At 60.7% G+C, this 22,942-nt stretch carries 43 protein-coding genes; 22 read left to right on the top strand and 21 right to left on the bottom strand.

The features are described 5' to 3' along the window. Positions 1–21: 21 nt before the first annotated feature. From SynRS9902_RS06600 to SynRS9902_RS06580, 5 genes are read left to right on the top strand one after another with little or no spacing between them, the layout of a single operon-like run. Positions 22–507: a hypothetical protein gene (locus SynRS9902_RS06600; RefSeq protein ID WP_255446246.1), complete on the top strand. Its 486-nt coding sequence runs from the start codon at positions 22–24 to the stop codon at positions 505–507. Then, positions 504–935 carry an NUDIX hydrolase gene (locus SynRS9902_RS06595; RefSeq protein WP_186493301.1) on the top strand — a complete coding sequence of 144 codons (432 nt, stop codon included), beginning with the start codon at positions 504–506 and terminating at the stop codon, positions 933–935. The genes SynRS9902_RS06600 and SynRS9902_RS06595 overlap by 4 nt, the downstream gene beginning before the upstream one ends. Continuing rightward, a complete protein-coding gene (locus SynRS9902_RS06590) occupies positions 925–1,713 on the top strand; it encodes an ABC transporter ATP-binding protein (protein ID WP_186510424.1) in 789 nt (262 codons plus the stop codon). The genes SynRS9902_RS06595 and SynRS9902_RS06590 overlap by 11 nt, the downstream gene beginning before the upstream one ends. A gap of 55 nt (positions 1,714–1,768) precedes the next feature. After that, the gene (locus SynRS9902_RS06585) at positions 1,769–1,969 is read left to right on the top strand and encodes a hypothetical protein (RefSeq protein ID WP_006851769.1); all 201 of its coding nucleotides are present in this window, start codon (positions 1,769–1,771) and stop codon (positions 1,967–1,969) included. A gap of 13 nt (positions 1,970–1,982) precedes the next feature. After that, positions 1,983–2,138 carry a hypothetical protein gene (locus tag SynRS9902_RS06580; RefSeq protein ID WP_222929482.1) on the top strand — a complete coding sequence of 52 codons (156 nt, stop codon included), beginning with the start codon at positions 1,983–1,985 and terminating at the stop codon, positions 2,136–2,138. A 24-nt stretch (positions 2,139–2,162) separates the two neighbouring features. Here the strand turns inward: SynRS9902_RS06580 and SynRS9902_RS06575 are convergent, their stop codons facing one another. Beyond that, positions 2,163–2,987, bottom strand: a complete 825-nt coding sequence (locus SynRS9902_RS06575; protein WP_011364450.1) for a metal ABC transporter permease — start codon at positions 2,985–2,987, stop codon at positions 2,163–2,165. 32 nt (positions 2,988–3,019) lie between these two features. Between SynRS9902_RS06575 and SynRS9902_RS06570 the strand changes: the two genes are divergently transcribed. Continuing rightward, the gene (locus tag SynRS9902_RS06570) at positions 3,020–4,384 is read left to right on the top strand and encodes a 1-acyl-sn-glycerol-3-phosphate acyltransferase (RefSeq protein WP_186510423.1); all 1,365 of its coding nucleotides are present in this window, start codon (positions 3,020–3,022) and stop codon (positions 4,382–4,384) included. On the opposite strand, the gene SynRS9902_RS06565 is transcribed toward SynRS9902_RS06570, so the two are convergent. Next, entirely contained in the window at positions 4,385–5,140 is a 756-nt protein-coding gene (locus SynRS9902_RS06565; RefSeq protein WP_114989297.1) for a metal ABC transporter ATP-binding protein, read from the bottom strand. Continuing rightward, entirely contained in the window at positions 5,140–6,018 is an 879-nt protein-coding gene (locus SynRS9902_RS06560; protein WP_255446269.1) for a metal ABC transporter substrate-binding protein, read from the bottom strand. Before SynRS9902_RS06560 ends, SynRS9902_RS06565 begins: the two co-directional genes overlap by 1 nt. Before the next feature lie 188 nt (positions 6,019–6,206). On the opposite strand from SynRS9902_RS06560, the gene nth reads away from it, so the two are divergent. Continuing rightward, positions 6,207–6,860, top strand: coding sequence for an endonuclease III (nth, locus tag SynRS9902_RS06555; RefSeq protein WP_186510422.1), 654 nt, complete (start codon positions 6,207–6,209; stop codon positions 6,858–6,860). On the opposite strand, the gene SynRS9902_RS06550 is transcribed toward nth, so the two are convergent. Beyond that, a complete protein-coding gene (locus tag SynRS9902_RS06550; RefSeq protein WP_186510421.1) occupies positions 6,861–7,145 on the bottom strand; it encodes a 2Fe-2S iron-sulfur cluster-binding protein in 285 nt (94 codons plus the stop codon). It lies immediately after the preceding gene. A 402-nt stretch (positions 7,146–7,547) separates the two neighbouring features. On the opposite strand from SynRS9902_RS06550, the gene SynRS9902_RS06545 reads away from it, so the two are divergent. Together SynRS9902_RS06545 and SynRS9902_RS06540 are read left to right on the top strand one after the other, a co-directional pair. Next, complete coding sequence (locus tag SynRS9902_RS06545) at positions 7,548–7,796, top strand: DUF1651 domain-containing protein (protein WP_114989376.1); 249 nt, start codon at positions 7,548–7,550, stop codon at positions 7,794–7,796. Positions 7,797–7,976: 180 nt separating this feature from the next. After that, positions 7,977–8,240, top strand: a complete 264-nt coding sequence (locus tag SynRS9902_RS06540) for a hypothetical protein (RefSeq protein ID WP_186510420.1) — start codon at positions 7,977–7,979, stop codon at positions 8,238–8,240. A 410-nt stretch (positions 8,241–8,650) separates the two neighbouring features. Here SynRS9902_RS06540 and SynRS9902_RS06535 read toward each other — a convergent pair whose 3' ends face one another. Continuing rightward, positions 8,651–9,241 (bottom strand): nucleoside kinase, encoded by a 591-nt coding sequence (locus tag SynRS9902_RS06535; RefSeq protein ID WP_186510419.1) that lies wholly within the window; start codon positions 9,239–9,241, stop codon positions 8,651–8,653. Positions 9,242–9,409: 168 nt separating this feature from the next. On the opposite strand from SynRS9902_RS06535, the gene SynRS9902_RS06530 reads away from it, so the two are divergent. Next, a complete protein-coding gene (locus tag SynRS9902_RS06530; protein WP_186510418.1) occupies positions 9,410–9,652 on the top strand; it encodes a hypothetical protein in 243 nt (80 codons plus the stop codon). A 63-nt stretch (positions 9,653–9,715) separates the two neighbouring features. Then, complete coding sequence (locus tag SynRS9902_RS06525) at positions 9,716–11,101, top strand: serine hydrolase (RefSeq protein ID WP_255446268.1); 1,386 nt, start codon at positions 9,716–9,718, stop codon at positions 11,099–11,101. 14 nt (positions 11,102–11,115) lie between these two features. Here SynRS9902_RS06525 and SynRS9902_RS13645 read toward each other — a convergent pair whose 3' ends face one another. Both SynRS9902_RS13645 and SynRS9902_RS06520 read right to left on the bottom strand, forming a co-directional pair. Then, positions 11,116–11,241, bottom strand: a complete 126-nt coding sequence (locus tag SynRS9902_RS13645) for a hypothetical protein (RefSeq protein ID WP_255446245.1) — start codon at positions 11,239–11,241, stop codon at positions 11,116–11,118. A gap of 86 nt (positions 11,242–11,327) precedes the next feature. Beyond that, entirely contained in the window at positions 11,328–11,519 is a 192-nt protein-coding gene (locus tag SynRS9902_RS06520; protein WP_186510417.1) for a hypothetical protein, read from the bottom strand. Positions 11,520–11,616: 97 nt separating this feature from the next. Here SynRS9902_RS06520 and SynRS9902_RS06515 point away from each other — a divergent pair, with 97 nt between their 5' ends. Both SynRS9902_RS06515 and SynRS9902_RS06510 read left to right on the top strand, forming a co-directional pair. Continuing rightward, complete coding sequence (locus tag SynRS9902_RS06515) at positions 11,617–11,868, top strand: hypothetical protein (protein WP_186510416.1); 252 nt, start codon at positions 11,617–11,619, stop codon at positions 11,866–11,868. Between the two features lie 215 nt (positions 11,869–12,083). Beyond that, entirely contained in the window at positions 12,084–12,344 is a 261-nt protein-coding gene (locus SynRS9902_RS06510; protein WP_186510692.1) for a hypothetical protein, read from the top strand. A 12-nt stretch (positions 12,345–12,356) separates the two neighbouring features. Here the strand turns inward: SynRS9902_RS06510 and SynRS9902_RS06505 are convergent, their stop codons facing one another. Next, entirely contained in the window at positions 12,357–12,722 is a 366-nt protein-coding gene (locus tag SynRS9902_RS06505) for a hypothetical protein (protein WP_255446244.1), read from the bottom strand. Here SynRS9902_RS06505 and SynRS9902_RS06500 point away from each other — a divergent pair. Both SynRS9902_RS06500 and SynRS9902_RS06495 read left to right on the top strand, forming a co-directional pair. After that, entirely contained in the window at positions 12,722–13,108 is a 387-nt protein-coding gene (locus tag SynRS9902_RS06500; protein ID WP_186510415.1) for a DCC1-like thiol-disulfide oxidoreductase family protein, read from the top strand. The genes SynRS9902_RS06505 and SynRS9902_RS06500 overlap by 1 nt on opposite strands. 148 nt (positions 13,109–13,256) lie before the next feature. Further along, the gene (locus tag SynRS9902_RS06495; RefSeq protein WP_255446243.1) at positions 13,257–13,478 is read left to right on the top strand and encodes a hypothetical protein; all 222 of its coding nucleotides are present in this window, start codon (positions 13,257–13,259) and stop codon (positions 13,476–13,478) included. On the opposite strand, the gene SynRS9902_RS06490 is transcribed toward SynRS9902_RS06495, so the two are convergent. The 3 genes from SynRS9902_RS06490 to SynRS9902_RS06480 form a co-directional block, all read right to left on the bottom strand. After that, positions 13,463–13,756, bottom strand: coding sequence for a hypothetical protein (locus SynRS9902_RS06490; protein ID WP_186510413.1), 294 nt, complete (start codon positions 13,754–13,756; stop codon positions 13,463–13,465). The genes SynRS9902_RS06495 and SynRS9902_RS06490 overlap by 16 nt on opposite strands. Then, positions 13,756–13,902, bottom strand: coding sequence for a hypothetical protein (locus tag SynRS9902_RS06485; RefSeq protein WP_186510412.1), 147 nt, complete (start codon positions 13,900–13,902; stop codon positions 13,756–13,758). The genes SynRS9902_RS06490 and SynRS9902_RS06485 overlap by 1 nt, the downstream gene beginning before the upstream one ends. Before the next feature lie 170 nt (positions 13,903–14,072). After that, positions 14,073–14,933, bottom strand: coding sequence for an NAD-dependent epimerase/dehydratase family protein (locus SynRS9902_RS06480; RefSeq protein WP_186510411.1), 861 nt, complete (start codon positions 14,931–14,933; stop codon positions 14,073–14,075). Between the two features lie 65 nt (positions 14,934–14,998). On the opposite strand from SynRS9902_RS06480, the gene SynRS9902_RS06475 reads away from it, so the two are divergent. Beyond that, positions 14,999–15,403 carry a YccF domain-containing protein gene (locus SynRS9902_RS06475; protein ID WP_186510410.1) on the top strand — a complete coding sequence of 135 codons (405 nt, stop codon included), beginning with the start codon at positions 14,999–15,001 and terminating at the stop codon, positions 15,401–15,403. 15 nt (positions 15,404–15,418) lie between these two features. Here the strand turns inward: SynRS9902_RS06475 and SynRS9902_RS06470 are convergent, their stop codons facing one another. Further along, positions 15,419–15,772 (bottom strand): hypothetical protein, encoded by a 354-nt coding sequence (locus SynRS9902_RS06470; protein WP_186510409.1) that lies wholly within the window; start codon positions 15,770–15,772, stop codon positions 15,419–15,421. Between the two features lie 317 nt (positions 15,773–16,089). On the opposite strand from SynRS9902_RS06470, the gene SynRS9902_RS13640 reads away from it, so the two are divergent. Continuing rightward, a complete protein-coding gene (locus SynRS9902_RS13640; protein WP_255446242.1) occupies positions 16,090–16,212 on the top strand; it encodes a hypothetical protein in 123 nt (40 codons plus the stop codon). 9 nt (positions 16,213–16,221) lie between these two features. On the opposite strand, the gene SynRS9902_RS06465 is transcribed toward SynRS9902_RS13640, so the two are convergent. Then, a complete protein-coding gene (locus tag SynRS9902_RS06465; protein WP_006851383.1) occupies positions 16,222–16,458 on the bottom strand; it encodes a hypothetical protein in 237 nt (78 codons plus the stop codon). Between the two features lie 85 nt (positions 16,459–16,543). Here SynRS9902_RS06465 and sodC point away from each other — a divergent pair, with 85 nt between their 5' ends. After that, positions 16,544–17,080 carry a superoxide dismutase family protein gene (sodC, locus tag SynRS9902_RS06460; protein WP_186510408.1) on the top strand — a complete coding sequence of 179 codons (537 nt, stop codon included), beginning with the start codon at positions 16,544–16,546 and terminating at the stop codon, positions 17,078–17,080. Position 17,081: 1 nt separating this feature from the next. Here sodC and SynRS9902_RS06455 read toward each other — a convergent pair whose 3' ends face one another. After that, the gene (locus tag SynRS9902_RS06455) at positions 17,082–17,249 is read right to left on the bottom strand and encodes a hypothetical protein (RefSeq protein WP_170950567.1); all 168 of its coding nucleotides are present in this window, start codon (positions 17,247–17,249) and stop codon (positions 17,082–17,084) included. Between the two features lie 27 nt (positions 17,250–17,276). After that, positions 17,277–17,429, bottom strand: a complete 153-nt coding sequence (locus SynRS9902_RS06450) for a hypothetical protein (RefSeq protein ID WP_222929481.1) — start codon at positions 17,427–17,429, stop codon at positions 17,277–17,279. A 130-nt stretch (positions 17,430–17,559) separates the two neighbouring features. Between SynRS9902_RS06450 and SynRS9902_RS06445 the strand changes: the two genes are divergently transcribed. Beyond that, entirely contained in the window at positions 17,560–17,826 is a 267-nt protein-coding gene (locus tag SynRS9902_RS06445; protein ID WP_186510406.1) for a hypothetical protein, read from the top strand. A gap of 24 nt (positions 17,827–17,850) precedes the next feature. On the opposite strand, the gene SynRS9902_RS06440 is transcribed toward SynRS9902_RS06445, so the two are convergent. Further along, positions 17,851–18,096 carry an RNA-binding protein gene (locus SynRS9902_RS06440; RefSeq protein ID WP_006850138.1) on the bottom strand — a complete coding sequence of 82 codons (246 nt, stop codon included), beginning with the start codon at positions 18,094–18,096 and terminating at the stop codon, positions 17,851–17,853. A 191-nt stretch (positions 18,097–18,287) separates the two neighbouring features. Here SynRS9902_RS06440 and SynRS9902_RS06435 point away from each other — a divergent pair, with 191 nt between their 5' ends. Next, positions 18,288–18,461, top strand: a complete 174-nt coding sequence (locus tag SynRS9902_RS06435; protein WP_011364474.1) for a hypothetical protein — start codon at positions 18,288–18,290, stop codon at positions 18,459–18,461. Here the strand turns inward: SynRS9902_RS06435 and SynRS9902_RS06430 are convergent. Together SynRS9902_RS06430 and SynRS9902_RS06425 are read right to left on the bottom strand one after the other, a co-directional pair. Further along, positions 18,458–19,651: a glycosyltransferase family 2 protein gene (locus SynRS9902_RS06430; protein ID WP_186510405.1), complete on the bottom strand. Its 1,194-nt coding sequence runs from the start codon at positions 19,649–19,651 to the stop codon at positions 18,458–18,460. The two genes, SynRS9902_RS06435 and SynRS9902_RS06430, sit on opposite strands and share 4 nt — an antisense overlap. A 30-nt stretch (positions 19,652–19,681) precedes the next feature. Then, positions 19,682–19,999 (bottom strand): DUF3303 domain-containing protein, encoded by a 318-nt coding sequence (locus SynRS9902_RS06425; RefSeq protein ID WP_186510558.1) that lies wholly within the window; start codon positions 19,997–19,999, stop codon positions 19,682–19,684. Positions 20,000–20,138: 139 nt separating this feature from the next. Between SynRS9902_RS06425 and SynRS9902_RS06420 the strand changes: the two genes are divergently transcribed. After that, complete coding sequence (locus tag SynRS9902_RS06420) at positions 20,139–20,318, top strand: hypothetical protein (protein ID WP_186510404.1); 180 nt, start codon at positions 20,139–20,141, stop codon at positions 20,316–20,318. Here SynRS9902_RS06420 and SynRS9902_RS06415 read toward each other — a convergent pair. Together SynRS9902_RS06415 and SynRS9902_RS06410 are read right to left on the bottom strand one after the other, a co-directional pair. Continuing rightward, the gene (locus tag SynRS9902_RS06415; RefSeq protein WP_186510403.1) at positions 20,307–20,843 is read right to left on the bottom strand and encodes a DUF924 family protein; all 537 of its coding nucleotides are present in this window, start codon (positions 20,841–20,843) and stop codon (positions 20,307–20,309) included. The genes SynRS9902_RS06420 and SynRS9902_RS06415 overlap by 12 nt on opposite strands. Continuing rightward, complete coding sequence (locus SynRS9902_RS06410) at positions 20,840–22,513, bottom strand: protein adenylyltransferase SelO family protein (protein WP_186510402.1); 1,674 nt, start codon at positions 22,511–22,513, stop codon at positions 20,840–20,842. Before SynRS9902_RS06410 ends, SynRS9902_RS06415 begins: the two co-directional genes overlap by 4 nt. Before the next feature lie 108 nt (positions 22,514–22,621). Between SynRS9902_RS06410 and SynRS9902_RS06405 the strand changes: the two genes are divergently transcribed. Continuing rightward, positions 22,622–22,771, top strand: a complete 150-nt coding sequence (locus SynRS9902_RS06405) for a hypothetical protein (RefSeq protein ID WP_186510401.1) — start codon at positions 22,622–22,624, stop codon at positions 22,769–22,771. Here the strand turns inward: SynRS9902_RS06405 and SynRS9902_RS06400 are convergent. Further along, positions 22,765–22,941, bottom strand: coding sequence for a hypothetical protein (locus SynRS9902_RS06400; RefSeq protein ID WP_186510400.1), 177 nt, complete (start codon positions 22,939–22,941; stop codon positions 22,765–22,767). The genes SynRS9902_RS06405 and SynRS9902_RS06400 overlap by 7 nt on opposite strands. Position 22,942 lies beyond the last annotated feature (1 nt).

The raw sequence follows: 22,942 nt of genomic DNA, 5'->3' as shown, positions 1-22,942 counted from the left end.
CAGAGTCCCATGATCTCAGCCTTGCCTGGTTCTCCTGCCGCAGCTCTTCTGGCGAAGGAAGACCAGAGCCGCCGCGAGGGCAGCGGCATTCAGATCGAGCAGCTGCCGGGCTGCTGGATGTTGCAGCAGACCTGGACGCGCAGCGGGGATGCACCGGCGCCCGGCACCGCAATGCTGCTGCGTTGGCTGCAGGCCAGCCTGACCTTGAGCCGCGGCGACCAGGGCCTGAGGATCGTGAATCAGGTCTGCCTGGCCGGTTTCCGGTTGCGGTTCAGCGGCCAGGCCCAGCTGAAGGGGTCCAGGCCATTGCTGATGTTCAGCTTCACATCGTTGGAGCTGAGCTGGTTCGATCAGATGCTGCTGCAGCGAAGCCTGCCCTCACCGGAGCCCCAACGCTTGCCCTTCTTTGCCCTGATCGAACTGAACGAGCAGCAGGGAACACTCACAGCGCGGGGTCGGGGCGGTGGACTGGCCCAGTGGTCACGCAAGACAACAGAGGCGTCATGAAACCCGCCGTCGCCCTGGCCATGCTCGAGCGGGAGGGCCGATGGCTGCTCCAGCTGCGAGACGATATCGACTCAATCATTTACCCGGGCCACTGGGGGTTGTTCGGCGGCCATCTCGATCCGGGAGAGACAGCCAGCGACGCGGTGCACCGCGAGCTGCAGGAGGAGATCGATTGGTCACCCAGCCTTCCGCTGGAACCATGGTTTAGCGATGACAGCGGCAACCGGGTGGCCCACGTGTTCCGCGGAACGCTCAGCGTGCCCTTGAGCCAACTGCAGTTGAAGGAAGGCCAGGAGATGAAGTTGGTCTCCCTCAGTGATCTGGTGCGTGACTCGATCTGGAGTGAGCGGCAGCAGGAGCTCCGTCCCGTCGCCCCACGACTCTCGATCGTGATCGAACGGTTGCTGCAGGAGGGCCATGACCGCTGAAACCTGGCTCGATCTCCGCAACGTTCAGGCATGGCAGGGCGATCGCCCGGTGCTGCACGAGCTCAACCTGCAATTGAAACTGCGGCAGTCCACAACCGTGTTGGGGCCCAATGGCGCAGGCAAAAGCAGCCTGGTGAAACTGATCGACCGCAGCCTGTATCCCATCGTTCGCCCTGACGCTCATTTGCGGTTGTTTGGCAGCGCGACGGTGAACCTCTGGGCGCTGCGCAGCCGCCTGGGAGTGGTGTCGAGCGAGCTGGAACAGCGGCTTCATCCCAAAACAGCTGTTGAAGATGTGGTGGTGAGCAGTTTTTTTGGGGCCACCCGGCTGGGCCGCGATCAGAAGCCCACTGCGCGGCAGTGGGAGCAGGCGCGAGATCTGCTCGATCAACTGCACCTCCACAGCATCCGTGAACGCTGCTGCGGAGAGCTGTCGGACGGCCAGCGACGCCGCCTGTTGATCGCTCGCGCTCTGGTTCACCAACCCGAAGTGCTGGTGCTGGATGAACCGAGCCGCGCCCTCGACCTCCAGGCCTGCCATCAATTGCTGGCGATCCTGCGGCGCTTGATCCAAGCGGGAACAACGGTGGTGCAGGTCACCCATCGGGTCGACACGATCGTGCCGGAGATGGAACGGGTGCTGTTTCTGGCGCAGGGACGCATCGTTGGAGATGGAACTCCGCGGGAGATGCTGCAGCCCGCCGAGCTGAGTGAACTGTTCAACACCCCGCTCAACGTGGTTGAAGCCCAAGGCTTTCGCCAGGTTCTTCCGGGATAGATCCAGACGCAGCACCCTGCTCTGCTAGGGATGAGGGCCAGACGACGCATCCGCCATGGCAACGGCAGAACAGAAAAAGACCATCACCAAAAAGCGCCTGCAGGAGCTGCGCAACCAGTGCCGTGACCACTACAACGTGGTGGCCGATGGTGTTCTGCCCGACGGTGCCGATGTGCGCGTCACCATGGGCAAGCTCCAGGAGCTGATCGAACTGCTGGATGGCAAAGCCAAGTGGGATGACAGCGAAGCCTCCTGAACCGTTCCAGAGCATGCGGGAGGATCTGGATTACCGCGAGCCGTGGGACCAGGACGGTTCCAAGCGAACGGCATCGGATCAGGGTCGTTCCGCCAAGGACTTTCACTTCCGAGAAGCCGGCGTTCAGCGCTTCAACGACACCTACGACTGGGACGAGGACGAGCGCTGATCCACTGATCCACTCATCCACTGATCAGAGACGCCGCAGCACCCCCTGCCCAGGGGCGAGCAGGAAGGCGAGCACGAATTGCGCGGTTTGCGCCAGCACGATGCAACCGGCGGTGGAGCTGTCGGTCCAGTAGCTGATAAACACCCCCAGCACACTGGAGAGCACGCTGCTTGTGACGGCCAGCAGCGTCATCCGGTCGAACCGATCGGTGAGCAGATAGGCCGTGGCACCGGGGGTGACGAGCATCGACACCACCAGGATGATTCCCACGGTCTGCAGACCAGCAACGGCGGCGAGGGACAGGAGTCCCAGCAGCATGTAGTGCAGGAGTCCGGTGTTGATCCCGATCGATCGGGCGTGGGTGGGATCGAAGCAGAAGAGCATCAGGTCCCGCCGAAACAACAGCAGCAGCACCAGCACCAGCACCGAAATCACCAGGGTCTGCTGAACGTCCCCCGCTGAGATCCCCAGAACATTGCCGAAGAGGATGTGGGTGAGATCAATGTTGCTGCGCGTCTTGGAGACGAGCACGAGCCCCAGAGCGAAGAAACCGGTGAAGACAAGCCCGATAACGGTGTCTTCCTTCACCCTCGACTTCTGCTTCACAAAGCCGATGGCGGCAACGGAGCCCACACCGAAGACGAACGCCCCCAGGGAGAAGGGCAGGCCCAGGGCATAGGCAACCACCACGCCAGGGAGGACCGCATGGGAGACGGCATCACCCATCAACGCCCATCCCTTCAGGGTCATGAAGCAGGACAACAGCCCGCAAACACCCCCAACCAGGGCACTGATCATCAACGCCTTCACCATGAAGGCGTGACTGAGGGGTTCCAGCAAAAGCTCCATCGGATCAGTATGGGCGCGCTGCAGTCGGTTCGATGCCCCGCGCCTCCACCCAGATCGCTCGTCCTGCACTGCGCCGGCTGCCCACCCGTCCCAGCCGGATGGTTCAGGCCGTGGTGAGCCGCCTGCTTCCGCTGCTCTTCCGCAGTCAGGGCCTTGAGCTGAGCCATCGTGATGCTGCAGAAGCCCTGGCCAAGGCCTTTGCAGCCCAGCAGTCGGGGGGCAGCAATCTGCTGATCGCCTTTCGGCACCCCAGCACTCGTGATCCAGTGGTGATGGCGGATCTGTTCTGGAACGGCATTCCCCGAGCAGCACGGCGGCTCAAGCTGCAGCTGCCACGACCCATCCAGCTGCGCTTTCTCTACGACCGCGGCATTCCGATCTGGGCTGGCCCGGTGATCGGCTGGCTGTTGCAACGCAGTGGCGGCATCGCCATCCACCGCGGCCGCTTGGATCGCCCAGCGCTGGCCCAGGCCCGTGGGGCTCTGGCCCAGGGGCGCTACCCGCTGGTGGTGGCACCGGAAGGAGCCACCAACAACCTCTCCGGCGAGATGGCGCCCTTGGAGCCGGGGGTGGCCCAGCTGGCGTTCTGGGCCGCTGAGGATCTGGAGAAAGCCAACGACGAGCGGCCACTGGTGGTGTTGCCCATCGGCATTCACTACAGCTGGAGGCACCCCAACTGGATCGCCCTCGAAGCGCGGTTGGCTTGCCTCGAACGCCATCTCGGCATCTCCTCCCCCGACGCCGGCCAAGACAATCCCGAGACCACCAGCCGCGACCGGCTGATCCAGATCGGCACGAATCTGCTCAAAGCCCTTGAGCAGCTCGAACGGCTGAAGCCCGATCCAGCTCAGACCTTCAGCGAACGGATTGATGCCTACCGCCGGCATGGCCTCGCCAAAGCCGAGACCCATTTCGGCCTGCGTGCCGTCGGCAATCTCCAGGAGCGCTGCCGCCGGATCGAGCAGGCCGCCTGGGATCGGATCTACCGGGAGGGTGTTGATCATCTTCCGCCACTAGAGCGGAGCCTGGCGGACTGGGAGGCACGGGAAGCCGACCTCCAACTCACCCGCATGCGACTGGTGGAGCATTTCACCAGCGTGAGTGGTCATTACATCAGTGATCGACCCGACTTTGACCGCTTTGCCGAGATGTTGCTGCTGGTGGAGGAAGCGATCGGCTGGATCAAAGACAAGCCCTGGAAGGGTCAGCCCAGCCTCGGCCCACAACGGGTTGAGGTGCAGCTCGGACGAGCCTTGCCCGTGCGGCCTCGCCTGAATCAGTACCGCAGCAACCGTCGCGAGGCGATGCAGGTGTTCATGCAAGACCTGGAGCAGGCTCTCGTTGCCCTGATGCCCGACGTCTCTCGGGCAACTACTACGGACGCGGAAAAGCTCTGATTAGAACGTCTCCTCCGGGGAGCTGTTGCCCGTCAGCAGATCGGGCGGCACGCCACCGAATGTCATGGCGAGGTTCTCTGGGGTGAACACCTCTGAGGTTTCCCCGTAGGCGAGCACGGTCTTGTTGATCAAAACCACCAGATCGCAAAAATCACGAACGTGACCCAGGTCGTGGGTGGAGATCAGGATCGTGCGGCCCTCGTCGCGGAACTGAAGAAACAGCTGCGCCATCAGCTGCTCCGTGCGCACATCAACCCCATTGAAGGGCTCATCCAGCAGCAGCACATCAGCGCGCTGGGCGATGGCTCGGGCCAGGAACGTGCGCTTGCGCTGACCACCGGAGAGGGTCCCAAGGGGACGATCGGCCAGCTCCAGCAGATCAACCCGCGTCAAGGCGTCCCGCACAGCCACACGATCGGAGCTGCGGGGAATCCGCAACGCATTCATCGCGCCGTAGCGGCCCATCATCACCACATCCCACACCGACACAGGGAACTGGGCATCCACCCCTTCGCTCTGGGGCACATAGGCCACCGCTTGATGACGCTGCGCTTCGGCAACGCTGCTGCCGTTGATCCGGATTCTGCCGCGCGAAGGGCGAACAAACCCAGTGAGAGCCTTGAAGAACGTCGATTTACCGGCACCATTCATGCCCACCAAACCGCAGATGCAACCGGCTGGCAGGTGCAGGCTGGCGTCGTACAGGGCAACGGTGCCGTTGTAGTCCACACAGAGCTGGTCGGCCTGAATGCGCATCAGCGGTTGCTCTCGGACGGGTCCAGGCCCTTGCGGATCAGACCCACATTGTGCCGCTGCAATTCCAACAGGGTGGGGGCAGGCCCGTCCGGAGGCGAGAGGGAATCCACGTAAAAGGTTCCACCGAATTGCGCCCCTGCCGCCGCTGCCACCTCCCGTTGGGCTTTATCGCTCACGGTGCTTTCACAGAAAACAGCTGGCACCTCGCGCTCTCGCACCGTGTCGATCAACCGTGCCATGCGTTTGGGTGTGATCTCGCTTTCGGCATTCACCGGCCAGAGATAGGCCTCCTCGAGTTCGTAATCCGCTGCCAGATAGGAGAAGGCTCCCTCGCAACTCACCAGCAGCCGTTGCTGGGCCGGCAGCGCGGCAATCGACTTGCGCAGCTCCTGATCGAGGGCCTGGAGCTTGGCTTTGTAGGCCGACGCGTTAGCGGCAAAGTCCTCCGCCCCGGCTGGATCGAGTTGGCTGAAGGCCCGCTCCAGATGGTCCACGTAGCCCATCGTGCGCTGGGGGGACATCCAGGCATGGGGATTGGGCTTGCCGGAATAGGCGTCCTCTGTGATCAGCAGAGGCTTCATCCCTTCCGAAAGGGTGATGGTGGGCACATCCCCCGCTGCAGCCGTGAAACGCCGGGCCCACAACTCCAGCCCCAACCCGTTCTCAACAATCAGATCCGCCTTGCTGGCGCGCTCGATGTCACTGGGGGTGGGTTGGTATCCGTGGATCTCGGCACCGGGCTTGACGATCGAAGCCACCTGCAACCGATCACCCGCCACGTTGCGGGCCAGATCGGCCAAAACCGTGAAGGTGGTGAGCACCTGGGGGCGTGAATCCGCGCTGACGTCCTGATCTCGGCTGCGGCAGGAGGCCAGCATCACGGCCACCACAACCAGCAGCACTGCTGCCGAACGGTTCCAGTTCAACAGGTGCAATGAAGACAAATCTGGCCTGATCAAGGATTGCACCTGCCGGTCCTAAAACAACTGCGGCAACGGCAGGGAAACGCTGCAACGAAGCGATGCAATCACCGAAGCGCCAAGATCACCTCAACCACTGAACACCCGTGCGCAGGTCTGAGCGGGTGGAGGTGATTCTGCAGCGCCTCCACGAGCAGTACCCGGAAACACCGATCCCCCTGGATCACAGTGATCCGTTCACCCTGCTGATCGCTGTTCTGCTGAGTGCCCAATGCACCGACAAGAAGGTGAATGAGGTGACGCCGGCGCTGTTTGCCGCTGGGCCAACACCCGCCGCCATGGCAGAACTCGAGGAGGAGCAGATCCTGGCGTTCATCCGGCAGCTCGGGCTGGCCAAAACCAAGGCCAGAAACGTGCGCCGCCTTGCCCAGATTCTGGTGACGGCCTACGACGGCGACGTTCCCCAGAGCTTTGAGGAACTCGAGGGACTACCGGGCGTGGGGCACAAGACAGCCAGCGTGGTAATGGCCCAGGCCTTCGGCGTGCCCGCCTTCCCCGTCGACACCCACATCCACCGGCTGGCCCAGCGCTGGGGGTTGAGCGACGGCAGCAGTGTGGCGCGCACGGAACAGGACCTCAAGCGCCTCTTCCCCAAGGAGCACTGGAACCGGCTGCACCTGCAGATCATCTTCTGGGGCCGTGAGTTCTGCACATCACGGGGCTGCGACGGAACCGTCTGCCCCATGTGCCGTGAGCTATATCCGAAACGGCGCCGTCCTGTGATCACCCGCAAGCCCTGATCAAGACAGCAGCTCTTCAGCGTTGGCCTTGATCACGCAATCAGCGGTGGGGTAGCTCACACAAAGGAGGGCAAACCCCTGGCCGATCTGATCATCATCGAGAAAGCTCTGATCGGTCTGATCCACCGAACCTCTCACCAATCGGCCGGCGCAGGTGGAACAGGCGCCGGCCCGGCAGGAATAGGGCAGATCCACGCCGGCCTCCTCGGCTGCATCGAGGATGTACGTGTCATCAGGGCACGAAAAGCTGGCACCACCCTCGATGCTGATCTTGAAAGAGGCCATGACGCGGAAGATCCTGAAGGGTTGGTAGCTGGATCAGCCCATCGGCGCCAAAGCAACTGGATCCGCACCCTGCTCCCATAAATGTTTGGGGGAGGCGCAGGCGAGGGAACCTGCGCTCGTTCAACTCCCCGAAGCGTTGGCAGTGATGCTCGCGCCTCCGGAATCATTACGCGGATGAGAACAGTTCTTACTAAGCAGTAATGCCTAAAAACGTGCGAATCGATACCCGCCAAAGCGCCATCGTCCTGGACAGTGCATCACGAAAGCAGTGGTGCTTTCCATGCGTCACGGAGGGGGCGGGCTGAGGGGCCTGCTCCTTTTTTTTGGCCTGGACCTGATCCAGAAGACCACTTGACCAGCCAAACCCACCATTGCTAGTACAGATGTACTTGCAGCGTGATCATGGGAGAGGGCTGGCTGATTGACAGCGACGACCGCTGGATCTGGCGATTCCATCGCGATCAGAAGGGATGGATCCATGAGCCAAAGGTCTTCATCGACAGAGGCCGGCGCCTGCCTGACGGCCCTCCCCTGCTGAAGGAACGCCGACACCTGCGAAAGGCCGAAGCAGAACAACTCTGGGCGTCCTTGCAGACCCAGGGCTGGAAACGCCTTGCATCTCCGGCCTGGGGCGACGCGGTTGAACTTTGAGACAGGTCGCTGGGGCCAACCGCGAGGCTGTCCATCAGCAATCCCAGCAAACGCATCGGATTGGCATGTTGGATCTGTGAGGAAAAACGCCTCACAGGGTGGAAACAAGGACACACTCCTGGGAGCCGTTTTGGAACCCCTGCCTTTGGCGGGGGTTTCTTTTTGTCTGCCAGGGAGCCCATGGAATCGGTCATCAACGAAATCGAGTTCAACTTCGAGCAGACCGTAAGCATTCGAACTGACGTGAAGCTGAGCAAGGACGACGTGAAACAGATCGTCTCGGAAGCGCCAATAGAAACGCTGGAGGAGATCGTTTACCAAAGCCTGGTCACCGATGAGTTGTACCTGAGGGCGAGGGCCAAGGGCATCGCCGCCAAGCTCAAACAGGACAGCCTTGAAGTGAACAGGATCGAGTACTGGGACGACGAAGGAAACAAGGTCTGAACCTGGTAGCACTGGTTGACCCGAACACGCCTGGGACCACTTGCCTCTCCCCCATTGATGAGGCGTGGATGATCATCCTCCGATTGATGAGAGGTGCCTGCTGGCGGAGCTTGGCCGGGTTGGGCCATGGTGCAGAAAGGTGCCCCTAAACGCTGTTGCGCACTCAACGTCAGCTTCGCCAGCAGTTGCTGGCTCCATCACCACCAGGCAAGCCCCGATCCTTGACGGATTACCGCTGGGCGCTGTCAGAACATTCAAGCCCTGGCCCTGCTTCTGCCAGGCAAAGAACGCCGTTTCTTTCGACAGAACAAGCTGCACCGGGTCGATGGATGGCGAAAATTTCGCGGCTGCTATCCCGCCGCAAAGCGCAGACCCGTTGATTCAGTTCGTCGAACCACGGTCCACTGCGGTTAGCCGATTCTGCTGAGAACGGGCTCCAGATCCCAGGTGTAGCCGCGAACGACCACGTCCGCGCGGCGTTTCAAAGGGTGAATGAAGCGTCGCTCACCCGGCAACATCTCCCACAGCATCTGGCGAATCACGTACAAAGCCGGCCGCTGCCTGTCGCGCACATCACGCCAGAGGCGTTGAACCAACCGCTGCAGAAGAGGCGTTTCGATGTACACAACCAGCGAAATCGGCACAGACTCCAACAGATGCTGCGGCCCGTAGGAACCTTCCACCAGAACCAAGTCATAGGGCTGCTGCAACAACCTGGAGCTGACCTTGCGGCTGCGCATGTCGTAGCTGCGCAGGGAGTCGAGCTGCCGATAGCGAACAGCGCTGAGCTGCAGCTTCAACTGATCCGCATCAATGGCATCCACCGTGTCGAAGCCGTAGCGCGAGTTGGGCGACCAACCACTGCGGTAGTAGTCGTCGCAGGAGATCAGCAGTGGCTGGTGCCCCCTGGCACGCAGTTGCTCAGCCAGATGGGCCGCGAAGGTTGTTTTGCCGGCCGCGGACGGGCCGCAGATACACACCAGAGGTACTGCCCCAGACATGCGCCGCCTTTATCCACGCCAATGCTGACAACAACCCCCGAACAAGGCAGCAAAACAGTAGCCGTTGATACAGATTGAGGCTATAGTGAAGTCACGTTGGGCCTCATCCACAGGCCGCAGTCAGATCCACGCCAGGCAACGGGGGCGTGGGCACCGCGCAAGAGAGAGATGAACACCCTTCAACTGATCAAGGCACGGACTGTGCGCAACCAGGCCATCGAATCGGCCAGAACACAGATGGCACGGGCCTTCCGCCACCAAGGCCACACCGACCGGGTGCACACCCCGGTGGGAACCACAACCAAGCTGCTGCGCTATCGCGGCGTCACCTACGAACCAATTGATCCGCAGCAGCACCCAACCGGCGGACGGGAGCTGCGTTACCGCGGCGTCAGCTACGACGTGTACTGAAGCCAAACATGCAGCGATGATTGAAGCGGGGAGCATCCCCGCTTTTTTCATGGGCTGTTGAGGGTGACGAAGAACCAGTTGCGCACTGCCTTGTTCTCAGCTGCAGCCGTGACCTTCAGCGCCGGGGCAGCCCTGGAACCTCCGTTGCAGAACCTGACCAACCTCGCCAGAGCGGGCACGAGCTTCAGCGCCAAACAGCTCTGCAGCGGTGTGCTCATGGCTGGAATGGATCCGAATCGGATGCTCAGGGAAGATCTGGCCGCCGGCCAGGGGCTGATCCAAACCAGGATCGAGCCCGAGGCTGGGCGCGTTGAAGCCAGCGCCCTGTTCGGACTGTTCCGCTCTGAAGCCGTTCAGAACGGAGAACTGGGCTGCACCTGGCGGATGAACAGGCAGCCATCGCCACGGTTGTTCCGCCAGGCCAGCCCTGGCAACAGAGATCCCAAGCCAAGCGGAGGTCCCTGGCGCCTGGTCGACATGGCTCCTGCAGAGCCACCGGAGATCGATCGCCAGGCGCTGAACGATGTTCTCGATCGCGCTTTTGAGGAAAACGAGCCACTTGCACCCAAACGAACCCGTGCCGTTGTGGTGGTGCAGGACGGCTGGGTGATCGCTGAGCGCTACGCCCAAGGCATTCAGCCGAACATGCCCCTAATCGGCTGGTCGATGAGCAAAAGCATCACCCATGCCCTGATCGGACTTGCCGTCCAAAAAGGAATTCTGGATCCGGACAAGCCGCCGAGCGTGCCCGAGTGGAGCGATCCAGAGGACCCTCGTCGACGAATCAGCCTCGATCAACTGCTGCGGATGAACAGCGGCCTGGCCTTTGAGGAATCGACGGGAGCCCTGAACTCAGATCTGGTGCGAATGCTCACCCAGGAAGCCGACATGGCAGGGTTCGCCGCCAGCCAGCCTCTCATCAAAAAACCAGGCAAAAAGTGGAGCTATTCATCCGGAACCACCAACATTCTCAGCCGGATCCTGAGGCACGCCATCAACAACGATCAGGACTACTGGGCCTTTCCCTCGCAGGCTTTGTTCGGCCCCCTGGGCATGACGACGGCTGTGCTGGAAAGCGACAACAGCGGAACTTTGGTGGGCTCATCGCTGGCCTGGGCCAGCGGACGCGATTGGGCCCGATTTGGCCAGCTTTATCTGGATCAGGGCCGATGGAACGGCAAACAACTTCTACCCGCGAACTGGGTACGGCGTGCGCGAACGGCCTCGCGAGGATCCAAGAAGGGATATGGGGCGCACTGGTGGCTCAGCCGTCGCAAATCTCGGCCTGATCTCCCCAACAACAGCTTTACAGCGGAAGGCTACCAGGGACAACTTTTGCTGATTGCGCCATCCCAGCGCGCTGTGATCGTGCGTCTGGGACAGACACCGAACAAGGCAGGATTTGATGCCAATGCTTTCGGGGCTGATGTTCTCTCAGCCCTTCGATAAGCGAACGGCAGAGCTCAGCTGTTGTCGCCGCCCTTGGGCACGAACGCCTGGGATGCCGCAACAAGAAGTCCAGTAATCAACAGGGCAGGAAGGATGACGGTTGGACCGCCAGGAGCTGTCTGGGAAGCGAACAACAGCATGGTGTGGCAACAAAAACCATTGATCACCCTGGCAGAACAGGGGGCAAACAGCGACTCCTGCAAATGTTTGTCGCAGAGACGAAGGCTCAGCAGATCACGACGGGAAAGAGAAAAAGTTCGCCCTGTACGGCATCACAGGCTCGAACAGAAGCGGTGGGCCTGGCACGAGGTTTCGCCACCGCCGAGGCTGCCGCCGGAAAAGCCTTGCGGGGTCGGATCAAGGAATGCCGCATCCACTCGTCAGCGCGGAAGGTGGCGTAAGGAGAACTCGCAGCCATGAGTTTCAGAGCAGTACATCTGTTTTAGTGCGCATGTACTACAGCGTCAACCCAGGCGCTCTCCGCAACAATCACGGGAACCACCGCCCATCCGCAGGTGACGCAACAGGACGATGCCATCGGCAGCCGCTTGAGCCGGATCGAAGCTCGGCTGGCCAGGATTGAAGAGCTTCTGGTCAGCGCAGGAGTTGGCGAAGGTCAGAACCCATCAGCAACGCAGGAACAGTGCTACGAGGAATGGATCCACTATCTGAACAACACCCCTGAGGCCGTCGAGGCTCACCTCACCGCCCACGAGATGGCCGCCCTAAAAGCCTCCATCAACGCCAAAGTTCCAAGCGATTCGTAGAGTTATACACAGCTTTTCCACAGGGCCAAAACAGCTGATCCTGACGAGCACAGTGGTTTTGGCCATCAGCGTGGAAAACAAGCTTCAGATGCTCAGCAGTCCCCGGCACATCCTGCCTCTCAATGTGAAGAATGCTGTGCTGGCAATTGATTTCAAGCAATAAATGCATCAGTGATTTCGAACACGCCTCAAGTGGCAACGAAGCGCTCCCTGCTGTGAACGAAGCAGGCAATCCTCAGGAAAAGCTTCAGGGCACCGATCCGCCAGAGGAGTCGGTTGAAAAACTGTGGAAAAACAAAAGATCCTGTTGTGAACACTGCAGACAGCCGGGGGACGTGCATTTCCGGGTGATCACCGCCCGACTCGCGGACTGGATCCTGGTGTGCGAAACCTGCTGGCCGAACTTCCGCGAACAAGCTGGTTATCGCTATGGAGGAACCCGCAAGGCCAACCGCCGCAAGCGAAAACGGCGTTAGCTGGAGGAAGGCTCAGATCAGTTCACATTGGTGGCGAATCACCGTGCCGCGGCGTTCCCAAAATTCCGGCGCTGATTGATCAACGACCCGCCACCACCAACGGCCATCGGTGTAACTGGGAGCACCTGCATTGTTGGTGCGCGGTAGTTGCAACTCCAGATCACGCCAACGCAGCAGAACTCCGTCCCCCGGCAGGGTTCCCTCCAACGTGTTGGGAATGCCTTCCGCCAGGCCGGTGAGATCAACGGCTCCCCGCGTGATCTCAACACTGAGCCGATCCTCATCGCAGATCCAATCGGCCCATGACGGCTGGGGAGCCAAGAGCAGACAGAGCATCAACAACGCCAGGCCCAGGCCCTTCGCGACAGAATTCAGCAATGCTGTTGACCCTCATATACGACGGCGGATGCCCATTCTGTCGAGAGTTCGCCCTCCGCAGTGAGCTCCAGGCGGGTGTTCCCAACCTGCGCATTGTTGACGGGCGCGCCGATCACACGATCCGTCGCGAACTCAATGCCCTCGGCCTGCCTCTGCGCAATGGCGCCGTGCTGATCGAAGGAGAGCAGACGTGGCATGGCAGCGAAGCCATTGCGGAACTCAGCCGGCGCATGAACCCCAGCGATCCCCTGCTCGGACTGCTGGCCAAGCTGTTCAGTGACAACCAGCGTTCAGCACTGGCTTATCCAGCTCTGTTGGCTGCCCGGCGCCTGGCCCTCGCCACCCGCGGGCTGAGCGTTGACCCGGATCGAGCTCGATCACGCTGACGCAATGAGCCAAAACACGGGTGGTCGCAACCGATACCCCTGAACTACGGTCGAAACACGCCTAAAGATTTTCTTAAGCATCGATCCTGATCCCTTTGTTCCCGACGCGCTGAGCCATCAGCAACTCAACGCCTTGCTGAAAGCGGCGATGGACACACCCGCCGTTCCTGAAGGGCGGCTCAGCGACGACGAATTGCTCCGCGCAGCACTGAGTGCATGGGCCGACCAAACCCAGGAGTTGCTGCGATGGATCGAAGGGCAGGGCGATGCAGTGAGCGACACGCGATCGCCCAAGCAGGTGATGGCGCTGGGAAGTTTTCGCACCCATCTGGTGATGGGCCTCAAGGCCCTTCGTTATTCCGAAGGCTGAGCCCGCTGCTGCTCCCGACGAGCATCACAACACTCCTCGAGAACGGAAAGAAACTGTTCCGGCTCCGGTTGATCGTCAAGATCGAAGCGGGTGGCTGTGGTCACCGTGAAGTTGATCCAGGTTTCCACTTCAGGGCCGCCGGATGCCATCACAAGGTCGTAGCAGGCCTGAAAATCTGAATCCGGTGCAAGATCACGCGCCGCATTGATGACGTCGTACAACTGATCCATGGCCTCGGCTTGGGCTTCAGCAAAGACGGCACGAATGCGATCCAGCATCAGCAGGCACGCTCAAGCTCAACAACAGAAAGCTCTGCTGTGACGTTGGAGGCTTCGTCTGCAAGCTCAAGAAGTTCTGCGTTGAGCTCCAGCAACATCAAGGCCAAGGAGGACGCAAATTCGATGCAGAACGATTCGTGTTTCACAGCGCCGCCGCGTTGAATGTGCAGGGTCTAATCAACACTGCAAGTTGAACGTGGATTCCGCAATCCTGCTTTACATCAACAACGAAAAATGAGAAATCGGTACTCAATCCGTATCGATAAATCAAATCGGCCGCGAACGCTCAACAGTTTTGGTACCCGGTGCTGGACCCTCAGGCCGCAACAGGTTCAAGCATGGAGCTGACGCTGGGCTGAAATCCGATTTCACGCAGCCGGGCGTTGCTGACACGGGCATTGAAGATGCGTGCACCGGGGCGATCGTGGTTGTCCCAGATCACTGGGGGCAATCCGAAGTCATCACACAAGGCATTGGAAAGCTGACGCCGCGTGAACTGGAGATCATCAACAAGGTTGTAGATGCCTTGGAGGCGGCGGCCGAAGGCGAAATCAACACCGCGAATGATGTCGTGAAGATGAACCCAGGCATTGATGTGATTGCCGTTTTTGCGAACAGGCTGCCCAGCAGCACTGCGGATGTAGGACGGGATGTCCATACCGGGACCGTAAATACCACCAAGCCGCAACACGCAGGCTTGGGTTGAAGCGTCGTTCAAGGAAAGAGCAGAGGCCTCGGCGCTGGCCAGAAGAGCGTTGGTGTTGTTGGAACAATCCGGAGGGGTCTGCTCATTGCAGATCGCGCCGGCCTGATCGCCATACACCCCTGCACTGCTCAGGTAGGTCACATGCAGCGGTCGACGCCCCTGGCGCTGACGCAGCGAATCAACAAGGGCCGGCACCGCCTGGCCGTAAACCTTCTCATACTGATCTTCCTCAAAGGTGGCGGTGGTGGGTGCCATCGCAATCAGAACCCCATCGAGCCGATCCAGGAAACTGGCATCCGCCATCGGATCGCCAGCGCTGTAGAGGCGGGGGTGGTCGACCAGATCGCAGAGCTCAGCCAAACGTCCGGGGCTGGTGGTGGTGCCCACAAGCTCATGGCCCTGGCGCCTGAGGTGGGTGGCGACAGCGGATCCCACATATCCACAACCCACAATCCCGAAACTGCCCGCCATGTCCGGTCAAACACCTTTTACAGAATTTAACGAACGAGCTTTGGGCCTGGCGTGACAATGGAGACATGATCTCGATGATCCTCAACCTGCTCTGGGTTGTTCTCGGCGGACTTCCCATGGCTCTGGCCTGGTGGCTGGCCGCGTTGATCTGCGCCATCACCATCGTTGGCCTGCCATGGGCACGGTCGTGCTGGGTGGTCGGTTGTTTCTCGATTTGGCCCTTCGGCTCCGAAGCCGTGAGCCGTCGTCAGCTGAGAGGACGGGGTGATCTGGGGACGGGCCCCCTGGGGGCGCTCGGCAATGTGATCTGGTTCCTTGTGGCCGGCTGGTGGCTGGCCCTGGGTCACCTCAGCAGTGCCCTGGCCTGTTTTGTCACGATCATCGGCATTCCCTTCGGCATTCAGCACATCAAACTGGCTTTGATTGCTCTAGCCCCCGTCGGCATGACAGTGGTGAAATCTCGCAACTGATCTCAGCAGAGCTGATCAGAACAGCAACTGAATCAGCCAGACCATCGCCAAACCAAGCACGCCGGCCAACAGCAATCCGCCCGCCAGAAAGGTGATGGCGGCGGCCAGCCCGATCCTGGCCATGGTGTCTGGATAGAGAAGAAACAGGGTCAGCCCCAGGGCCACAGGCCACAACGGCGGAATCAACAGGCAGACCCCGGTGAGGATCATCAGCTTGCGATCACGCTGTTGCTTGGCCTCCACCAGAAGGGCTTCGGCATCAGCTTCACGATCAATCGCAGCCTGCTCATCGTCACTGAGCCAACGGCCACGAGCCTTGGCACGATCGAGCTCGTCCTCAAGCCGTTCAGCGGGGTTGCCCTTGCTCATCGGCTCACCATAAGAAGCAAGGGATCAACCCAAAAACAAAGACCGACCGTCACAATCGATTTGAAATGGGTAATTTTATCTAGGTATTTACCCGCCGCAATAATTTCATTGCCCAAAAAAGAAAATCAGCATAGTGTCGCTTTGCGAATTGAGAAAGACGTGATGAATACAAATCTCGAGTCACCAAATGCTGACCAAGCTTGCGTCACTGAATCACAGGTGAATGCTTATTTTGAATGCCTAACCCTCTGCAATCTTGATGATGGCAGTTGTTACGAGCAATGCATTCTCGTACATCTGAAAAACGAGGTTGATGCATGAAAAGCCTGAGCGATCAAACTCAAATGGGCTTGGCATCCATTGCCTCAACGGTTGCTGTTGCTCTTCTCGTAATCGGTTTTATGGGAATGGCCCAGCACATCAATGCCAGCCCGCTCTGAAGCACTTGTTCACTTCTGACGCTTAAAGGTGTAGCAACCACCGTGGTAGCCCGTGAAGGGTTGGGCGTAGGTCACCAATTCCCACCCCTGCTCTCCCAATTCATTCATCAATCCCACCAGGGTGACGTCTCGCTGCGGATGGCTTCTGGAGATCAGCTGGCGATCATCCAGCCAGAGCTCCTCGATTTCCCCGGTCCACGACTTCCCCCGGGGCACGAAGCGCAACTGGGTGTACTCCCAACGCATCACCAAGCATCAGCTGAACGACGCACCATCTTCACCGCAGACGGCACCCACCGGGGGCGAGAATTGAAGAAACCGCTGTTCTGTGATGCGTCGCCTGCTCGCCCAGCTCGTTCTGCTCATCGGTCTGCTCACGCTCACTCCGGACTGGTGCGGAGCCCTGGACGTGAGCCTGCAACGCATTGATGCCAATGGCATTGGCGAATCGATCGGCAGCGTCACAGCGCAAGACACCGACCAAGGCCTCGTGATTTATCCCGATCTGGCCGGGCTGAGCCCTGGGGAACACGGCTTCCATCTCCACAGCACGGGAAGCTGTGACGTGGGCGAAACCGCCGAGGGCACTCCTGTTGCCGGCTTGGCTGCCGGAGGTCACTGGGACCCTGACGAAACGGGGCAACACCTTGGCCCCTTCGGAAACGGTCACCGGGGCGATCTCAGCAGGCTGGTGGTGGATGACGACGGCAAGACCAACACCAGCGTGGTGTCGCCTCGGCTCAGCACCGCTGACCTGAAGGGGAAAGCCCTGATTGTTCATGCAGGCGGCGACACCTACAGGGACGAGCCCCCCCTGGGTGGAGGTGGAGCACGGGTTGCCTGTGGTGTGGTGCCGGACGAGCGCTGACTCAGCCGTTCACCAGGCGGGCATGGAGGCGACAGACCCTAATGGCCTGAGCAGGTGGCTCCTGACAGAGGGCACCGAGTTCCCTGTTCAGCTGTTGGAACAGGGACAGATCCGCTCCGGGAATTGAGGGAAACACCAGGAACAAACCTGAGGCGATCAAACCGATCACAACATCGCTCCAACTCTTAAGAAAACCCTAAGCCCGCGTCGATTCGGGGTCGTGTTCATCCCTGCAGACAACGGCCATCAGCGTCTCGATGTGCAACATCAGGCCAGCGCGCCAGGCAGCATCTTCATCACAGGCCTCGATGGTGTCCACCACGATCGAGCCGCCACGCTCAAGGATCAAGTCATAGGCGGGTGGCGTCGGAGCGTTGCATTGCCTCCCCATTCAGCAGATAAAGCACGTCCGGCACATCCCCCAGTTGAGGGAGTTCAACGGCAGGTGAACATGATCAAACGCTTGAGCTCTCACAACGTTGTTCAAATCACCCCTGTTTCGGCGCGTCGGGATCTACCTCGTGCTCAGCACCGCTGCTGTCACCGTCGTCAATCAGCTCGAGATTGAACAACAAAGTGCCTATCAGATCTACATCCCGATGTTCATTGGGATCTACATCGTTTCGCGTTGGCTCGACAGTCGGTTCAACCAGGCCTCACAACAGCAGGCCTCTCAACAGCCACAGCCCAACGCAACGCACGACAAAACCTCACTGCCCACAACCGACCGCGGTTTTGGACAGTGAGGTGAAGCGAAGCTGTTGTGAAGATCAGCGGCGGGGTTCGGCCTTGCGAACGGAGATGGCGCGACCCATCCACTCAACGTTCTGCAGGTCGTCGATTGCCGACTGCTCATCGGCTTCGCTGCTGAGGTCAACAAAAGCGAAACCACGCTTGCGGCCCGTCTCCCGATCGAGGGGCAAGGAGCACTTGCTCACTTCGCCGTACTGACCGAACAGATGAATGAGATCCTCCCGCTCAGCGTCCCAGGAGAGATTTCCGATAAAGATCGTCAAAAAAAGAATTGATCAAGACTTCTTACCTTCGCACACAGCGGCCAGATGCCGAGCCTTCAGAAGGGATGGCTCATCAATGGGATCAAGGACTACCAAACAATTCCGTTCAAACCTGAATTCGATAGAAAGCCTTTGCTTCGAGCCCAACGAAGCCGCAACGGAACCAGGCTTGATTCAGTTGAGGCATGGAAATGGGTGGACTCAGCGGTACCAAATCGGACGATTTCATCAACGCAGCCAAAGCCCGCGGCGAAGCTGCCCTGCAAGACAAACAACCCAAATTGACCAAGCTGGAAAAAGCATTCCGGCACGCGGCAATCCGGCGGCGGGCGGAAGATGCCCGCAAAAAGGGACACCACGCCTAATTCAAAGCCCTGCCCTTCCAGGTCCAACCGCGGCCCGTGCGGGTGCGCCAGATCGAGACAGGGCCAATCGCACCCACCAGCAACCCACCGGCGCCCATCAGCCACCAGTAGCTGAGGGGCACATCAAAGTTGCTGCGCGTCCACAGCCGCAGCAGCAGCTGTTGAAGGATGGCCAAGCTCGCCAGGGCCAACACCCACCACCAAGCCGAAGCCAGCAGGGGTTGGAGCCAGAGCAGCAGCAGCGATGCCGGCAGCAACAGCCAGGGCACGGTGAACATCAGCACCACCACCAAAGCAGCGCCAAGGGCTTTGACGGGGTCCCGGTCCAGGCCCAGAAACCAGTTCTTGGTCCAGCCCTCCCAAAGCGCCGCGAGGTCGCTGTACATCCGCAGATCGACCGCATCAAGCCCCAAGAGATAATGCAGCCGATGGCCTCCTCCCTTGATGGCGCGGGCGAGGGCCAGATCTTCCACCACCTCGCCAGCCAGGGCCCGGTGCCCACCAATCTGCGCATAGGTGGAGGCCTTGAACAACATGAACGGCCCCGCCGCAAACGCCACCGGCGATGCCGGGTCGTTGGTTTCGAGGATGGGAAAGCCGAGGCCCAGCAGGCTGGCCATGATCGGCTGCACCATCCATTCCGCCAGACATCCGCAACTCAACCGCGGCGCCAGACTCAGCAGATCGGCCTGCTCGTCAAGGGCCTGAGCCAGGGCCCGTTTCAGGGCATCGGGCATGAGCCGAACATCGGCATCGATGAACAACAGCCACTCGCTGGAGACCTGGTCAACGGCCCTGCTGCAGGCCCAGTTCTTGCCCACCCAGCGTTCGTTGACGGGCCTGGGGCCGGCCTGGATCAGCCGGAAGTGGGGAGCTGCAGAACCAGCCTGGAGGGCGTTCTCCACCGTTGCATCGCCGGACTCGTCATCCACCACCAGCAGCGACCAGTCCCGGCAGGGGGGCTGATTGGCCAGAACGCTGGCGACACAGGCCTCAATGTTGTGGGCCTCGTTGAAGGCCGGGATCACCACGGTCAGCGACGTGTCCGGAGCAGCAACGTCCTGGGCCGGCTTCAAGCGCGGTGCCACAGAAAACACCCGTTGCAGCCCCAACTGAAGGATCAGCAATCCCGCTGCAGCTGAACCAGCCGCAGCAACAAACAGCAGGGGCTCAAGCAGGGCAAGCGTCAAAGCCGGGCCATGGTGTGTTGGGCAGCCGTCTTAGCCGACGGATGCTGCAGCTTCCACCATCGGCCACATCGCAGCAAATTCGGTATCGGACACCACGGCAGTGACCTCGAACTGAATGCCGAAGTCCTTGATCCAGGGTCCGAGATGCGCCCACACCTTGCCGATGTCACTGGCAACGGCAATGGCGACACCACTGCCGCTGATCGGTTCGCAGACGCGGTATTTGAGCGCAAAGCCGTCGAAGGCATCTCCCGGTGCTCCCGAGTTGATGTAGTCAGCGAAGCCAGGGCATGACTCCCACGCCCCCTCAACGGTTGGAAACGTCCAAACGATCAAGTAGTGCTGCATGGTGAAGGGAGGCATCCACTTGCTGCCTAGCCACGAACGACCGTTCCGGCTGAATTGCAACTGAATTCAGCAGTCATTCCGCAGACACCTCAGGCAGTGCTGGCACGGGGCTACAGCTGAATTAAGACCCAGCGCAACCATGACTCTCCACGTCGCCAATGAGATGGATGAAGTGGAAGTGGCCGTCTGGTGGGACCTGTCACGCATCGTTCGGCACTTCGAACGCCAGGGACTGGAGCGCCGGGCGGTGAAAGCTGCCGTGATGAATGCAGCGCTGCGCCTAATGAAGGACGAAGGCGAGGAACCCTCAAGGTTGTAATTGCTGCGTGAATACCACTTCCTCCGGGGAACTCACCCGTCCGAGAGCAGCATTGCGATGGGGATAGCGGCCAAAGCGCTGCAGTTGGAGGAGATGGCGGCGGGCCACATCGGCGGTGGCAGCGTCCGCGAAGTGCTCGAGCAAAGGGATGGCCTGGGCCACCACGCTGATGTTTTCGCTGTGCAGGAGAGGCATCAGCCAGAACTGCCGCCGCGGTCGTTGCGATTCCGCTGCGATCCATCCCCGCTCCAGCGCTGCCAGGCTCAGCTTCAGAGCCTGAGGATCTCCGGCGAAGGCTTGGGCCTGGCCCCGCCAGATCTGACGGGTGAATTGATCCAACAGCAGCACCAGGGCCAGACCACTGCTGGGCCCACAGCTCCAGTGGTCCAGCTCTCCAGCGAGGGCGCGCTCAACAGCCTCGCCGAATCGCTCTCGCACCAGAGCATCGAAGCTGTCGCGGCGACGAAACCACTGCCAGGGACGGCACTGCTGGAACCAGAACTCCAGAACGTCGTCGGCGCTCAAGACGAACAGCTGTAGTGGGATAGCCCACCGGCACTGAAGAACTCCCGCGGTTTCAAGCGGTCGTAGCCGGCCGCCATGTCGGCGGAAGGGGTGTCGTAGGGGGTGCTGAACAGCTGCTGCAGTTCAGCCATCAAGGAGGTGTATCCCTCGGCGGCCTGCTGGTAGGCCGGAGCAATCAACCATTCGCGCCAGGTGATGGCCGGATTGACCCGCCGCATGCCAGCAGAGATCAGGGCCGGATCAACGCCACTGGGCCACTGGGCACGCCAGCACAGCAACCAGTCGTTCCACTGGGATTCAAGGGGGGCCGAAAGTGGCAGATAGAAACAGTCCCGCAGCGGATCGATCTGCTCGGGCAGATCCGACAAACGGCGAAAGAACATCGCGTAATCGGCACTGGACTCCACCAGGAGCTTCAACAGTTCTTGCACCAGGGCGTCGTCGGCACTAGGCAAGCCCAGTTTGCTGCTCCACATCCGTTGCATGGCCTCCTGCATGGCAGCGGGGAAATCCTCCAGCAACTGATCCAGTTGGGCCTGAACCTCCGCCTGGCCCTCCATCAGCGTGCGCAGGGATTTCCAGAACATGCGGTAGTTGGCCTCCGCAGCCGCCGGCTGGTTGAAGAAGCAGAAGTGAGCGCCGCCCCCGGTCCAGGGCTGAAAGCGCGGATCGAACAGCTCACAGAAGCCGAATGGGCCGTAGTCGAGGGTGAAGCCACCGGCGGCGCAGTTGTCGCTGTTGAAGTTGCCCTGGCAATAGCCCACACGGATCCAGTTGGCCACGAGGGTCGTGAGGCGATCACGGAACAAGCGCGCCAAAAGCACAACCTGGTCGCTGAAGGGCAGGCCAGGGTCGATCTCCTGGCGGTAATTGCGTTCGATCAGGTGCACCACGATCTGGTGCAATTCCTGATGCGCCCGGGGATGGGCCTCACTGCGGGCACGGCGGGCGAACAACTCCAGCTGACCCACCCGCAGAAACGATGGCGCCACCCGGGTGCTGATGGCGGCAGGGTTATCGACCATCACGTCCGGGTCCATCGAGCGTGAGTTCTCGGAATACCAGGGGCGACGCACCGTCTCGGCGTGGGAGACATAGAGCGTCAACGAACGGGAGGTGGGCACACCGAGGGCATGCATGAACTCCTGCGCCAGAAATTCACGGACGCTGGAGCGGAGCACGGCGCGCCCGTCGGCACCACGGCAGTAGGGGGTGGGACCACCACCTTTGAGTTGCATCTCCCAGCGGCGCCCTTCAAACACCCCCTCAAACACCGACATGGCACGGCCATCGCCGTAGCCGTTGCCATTGCCGAAGGGGCACTGCTGGGTGTATTCGGTGCCGTAGATCGAAAGGGCGTAGCCGGTGGCCCAGCCCCAGGGCCGCATCGGACCGGTGGCCACACCAAGATCACCGGAAAACATGCGGCGGAACTGATCGTCCTGGGCGAGGTCGTCGCTGAGACCAAGCTCGCTGAACAAGCTGCGGCTGTGCGCCAGGTATTGGGGCTCAGGAATCGGGGTGGGCGTCACCGGCACGTAGTGGCCGGAGAGCACCTGGCGGGGACGGTGGTCCTCCCCATCCGCTGTGGACTTCGGGTCAGGCGTAAGGGCTTCCAGCAGGGAGTAGTCGGCCCGTTCGGCGAACTCAGCAAACGTGGCGGTGCTCATCGGACCCTGACGCTGAACCCATCATCGCCAGAGCTGCGGCCGGGTGTTTTGACCGATGGCCAAGGCCGAGCCGAGGCCTTACACCGAGGGAAGCATCCAAGAACAACCGTGGGCAAAGCCAGGAAACTTCGCTCCAACAACCGGCAGGAGGAGCTGATCACCAGCCTGATCGGGCTGACCGCCATTTTTGTGGCCACGGCCATCTGGTGGAGCGTGGCTCCCCAGTGGCTCACCAGCAGCTGGCAGACCTTTCAGTAATCAGGCATGGACGACTCAGCCCGCAGCCTGCACCAGGGCTCCAGCAGGGTGGGGCGGCCGCAATGGGGGCAATCCTGCCCCCGCTTCTCCACTTGCACGAAGGGGATCCAACGGGAGTTGGCCTGCCCCTCATAGCCGCAGTGCTTGCAGTGAATCCGGTATTCAGCCATG

This window comes from Synechococcus sp. RS9902 (assembly GCF_014279635.1).
Classification (GTDB): domain Bacteria; phylum Cyanobacteriota; class Cyanobacteriia; order PCC-6307; family Cyanobiaceae; genus Parasynechococcus.
The sequence above is the reverse complement of the archived record's forward strand: the minus strand, read 5'-3'. Positions and strand labels throughout refer to the sequence as shown.

Coding starts and splice junctions, on each gene's coding strand:
- SynRS9902_RS06475 (WP_186510410.1), top strand. CDS start 14,999: ATGATCTCGATGATCCTCAACCTGCTCTGGGTTGTTCTCGGCGGACTT.
- SynRS9902_RS06410 (WP_186510402.1), bottom strand. CDS start 22,513: ATGAGCACCGCCACGTTTGCTGAGTTCGCCGAACGGGCCGACTACTCC.
- SynRS9902_RS06490 (WP_186510413.1), bottom strand. CDS start 13,756: ATGCTGGATCGCATTCGTGCCGTCTTTGCTGAAGCCCAAGCCGAGGCC.
- SynRS9902_RS06550 (WP_186510421.1), bottom strand. CDS start 7,145: ATGGCCTCTTTCAAGATCAGCATCGAGGGTGGTGCCAGCTTTTCGTGC.
- SynRS9902_RS06500 (WP_186510415.1), top strand. CDS start 12,722: ATGCTGTTGACCCTCATATACGACGGCGGATGCCCATTCTGTCGAGAG.
- SynRS9902_RS13640 (WP_255446242.1), top strand. CDS start 16,090: ATGAAAAGCCTGAGCGATCAAACTCAAATGGGCTTGGCATCCATTGCC.
- SynRS9902_RS06495 (WP_255446243.1), top strand. CDS start 13,257: ATGGACACACCCGCCGTTCCTGAAGGGCGGCTCAGCGACGACGAATTG.
- SynRS9902_RS06580 (WP_222929482.1), top strand. CDS start 1,983: ATGCGGGAGGATCTGGATTACCGCGAGCCGTGGGACCAGGACGGTTCC.
- SynRS9902_RS06480 (WP_186510411.1), bottom strand. CDS start 14,933: ATGGCGGGCAGTTTCGGGATTGTGGGTTGTGGATATGTGGGATCCGCT.
- SynRS9902_RS06540 (WP_186510420.1), top strand. CDS start 7,977: ATGGAATCGGTCATCAACGAAATCGAGTTCAACTTCGAGCAGACCGTA.
- SynRS9902_RS06435 (WP_011364474.1), top strand. CDS start 18,288: ATGGGTGGACTCAGCGGTACCAAATCGGACGATTTCATCAACGCAGCC.
- SynRS9902_RS06420 (WP_186510404.1), top strand. CDS start 20,139: ATGACTCTCCACGTCGCCAATGAGATGGATGAAGTGGAAGTGGCCGTC.
- SynRS9902_RS06560 (WP_255446269.1), bottom strand. CDS start 6,018: ATGCTGGCCTCCTGCCGCAGCCGAGATCAGGACGTCAGCGCGGATTCA.
- SynRS9902_RS06465 (WP_006851383.1), bottom strand. CDS start 16,458: ATGCGTTGGGAGTACACCCAGTTGCGCTTCGTGCCCCGGGGGAAGTCG.
- SynRS9902_RS06585 (WP_006851769.1), top strand. CDS start 1,769: ATGGCAACGGCAGAACAGAAAAAGACCATCACCAAAAAGCGCCTGCAG.
- SynRS9902_RS06425 (WP_186510558.1), bottom strand. CDS start 19,999: ATGCAGCACTACTTGATCGTTTGGACGTTTCCAACCGTTGAGGGGGCG.
- SynRS9902_RS06570 (WP_186510423.1), top strand. CDS start 3,020: ATGCCCCGCGCCTCCACCCAGATCGCTCGTCCTGCACTGCGCCGGCTG.
- SynRS9902_RS06590 (WP_186510424.1), top strand. CDS start 925: ATGACCGCTGAAACCTGGCTCGATCTCCGCAACGTTCAGGCATGGCAG.
- SynRS9902_RS06520 (WP_186510417.1), bottom strand. CDS start 11,519: ATGGCTGCGAGTTCTCCTTACGCCACCTTCCGCGCTGACGAGTGGATG.
- SynRS9902_RS06535 (WP_186510419.1), bottom strand. CDS start 9,241: ATGTCTGGGGCAGTACCTCTGGTGTGTATCTGCGGCCCGTCCGCGGCC.
- sodC (WP_186510408.1), top strand. CDS start 16,544: ATGCGTCGCCTGCTCGCCCAGCTCGTTCTGCTCATCGGTCTGCTCACG.
- SynRS9902_RS06530 (WP_186510418.1), top strand. CDS start 9,410: ATGAACACCCTTCAACTGATCAAGGCACGGACTGTGCGCAACCAGGCC.
- SynRS9902_RS06595 (WP_186493301.1), top strand. CDS start 504: ATGAAACCCGCCGTCGCCCTGGCCATGCTCGAGCGGGAGGGCCGATGG.
- SynRS9902_RS06400 (WP_186510400.1), bottom strand. CDS start 22,941: ATGGCTGAATACCGGATTCACTGCAAGCACTGCGGCTATGAGGGGCAG.
- SynRS9902_RS06565 (WP_114989297.1), bottom strand. CDS start 5,140: ATGCGCATTCAGGCCGACCAGCTCTGTGTGGACTACAACGGCACCGTT.
- SynRS9902_RS06470 (WP_186510409.1), bottom strand. CDS start 15,772: ATGAGCAAGGGCAACCCCGCTGAACGGCTTGAGGACGAGCTCGATCGT.
- SynRS9902_RS06545 (WP_114989376.1), top strand. CDS start 7,548: ATGGGAGAGGGCTGGCTGATTGACAGCGACGACCGCTGGATCTGGCGA.
- SynRS9902_RS13645 (WP_255446245.1), bottom strand. CDS start 11,241: ATGCTGTTGTTCGCTTCCCAGACAGCTCCTGGCGGTCCAACCGTCATC.
- SynRS9902_RS06575 (WP_011364450.1), bottom strand. CDS start 2,987: ATGGAGCTTTTGCTGGAACCCCTCAGTCACGCCTTCATGGTGAAGGCG.